The organism is Burkholderia territorii, assembly GCF_902833055.1.
In the GTDB taxonomy this organism is placed as follows: domain Bacteria; phylum Pseudomonadota; class Gammaproteobacteria; order Burkholderiales; family Burkholderiaceae; genus Burkholderia; species Burkholderia territorii.
On the sequence record NZ_CADFEJ010000049.1, the window covers coordinates 1 to 1,416 of the forward strand.

The 1,416-nt window shown below is 52.6% G+C and carries 1 rRNA gene; it reads left to right on the plus strand.

Going from position 1 to position 1,416, the window contains the following annotated elements:
• Window positions 1-19 precede the first annotated feature (19 nt).
• Window positions 20-1,416 (plus strand): 23S ribosomal RNA (locus HW466_RS30905); the annotation flags it as partial.

The following is a 1,416-nucleotide window of genomic DNA, read 5'->3' on the forward strand; positions in this document are numbered from 1 at the left end:
AGAGACAGACTCGTTATAGGGTCAAGCGAACAAGTGCATGTGGTGGATGCCTTGGCGATCACAGGCGATGAAGGACGCGGTAGCCTGCGAAAAGCCCCGGGGAGCTGGCAAACAAGCTTTGATCCGGGGATGTCCGAATGGGGAAACCCACTCCTTATGGAGTATCCATGGCTGAATACATAGGCCATGTGAAGCGAACGCGGTGAACTGAAACATCTAAGTAACCGCAGGAAAAGAAATCAACCGAGATTCCCAAAGTAGTGGCGAGCGAAATGGGATGAGCCTTGCACTCTTTATTTGTATTGTTAGCCGAACGCTCTGGAAAGTGCGGCCATAGCAGGTGATAGCCCTGTAGGCGAAAACAGTATGAAAGAACTAGGTGTGCGACAAGTAGGGCGGGACACGTGAAATCCTGTCTGAAGATGGGGGGACCATCCTCCAAGGCTAAATACTCGTGATCGACCGATAGTGAACCAGTACCGTGAGGGAAAGGCGAAAAGAACCCCGGGAGGGGAGTGAAATAGATCCTGAAACCGCATGCATACAAACAGTCGGAGCCTCGTAAGGGGTGACGGCGTACCTTTTGTATAATGGGTCAGCGACTTACGTTCAGTAGCAAGCTTAACCGTATAGGGCAGGCGTAGCGAAAGCGAGTCCGAATAGGGCGTTCAGTTGCTGGGCGTAGACCCGAAACCAGGTGATCTATCCATGGCCAGGATGAAGGTGCGGTAACACGTACTGGAGGTCCGAACCCACTAACGTTGAAAAGTTAGGGGATGAGCTGTGGATAGGGGTGAAAGGCTAAACAAACCTGGAAATAGCTGGTTCTCTCCGAAAACTATTTAGGTAGTGCCTCGTGTCTCACCTTCGGGGGTAGAGCACTGTCATGGTTGGGGGGTCTATTGCAGATTACCCCGCCATAGCAAACTCCGAATACCGAAGAGTGCAATCACGGGAGACAGACATCGGGTGCTAACGTCCGGTGTCAAGAGGGAAACAACCCAGACCGCCAGCTAAGGTCCCCAAATATAGCTAAGTGGGAAACGAAGTGGGAAGGCTAAAACAGTCAGGAGGTTGGCTTAGAAGCAGCCACCCTTTAAAGAAAGCGTAATAGCTCACTGATCGAGTCGTCCTGCGCGGAAGATGTAACGGGGCTAAGCTATATACCGAAGCTGCGGATGCGTGCTTGCACGCATGGTAGGAGAGCGTTCCGTAAGCCTGCGAAGGTGCCTTGTAAAGGGTGCTGGAGGTATCGGAAGTGCGAATGCTGACATGAGTAGCGATAAAGGGGGTGAAAGGCCCCCTCGCCGTAAGCCCAAGGTTTCCTACGCAACGTTCATCGGCGTAGGGTGAGTCGGCCCCTAAGGCGAGGCAGAAATGCGTAGCTGATGGGAAGCAGGTCAATATTCCTGCACC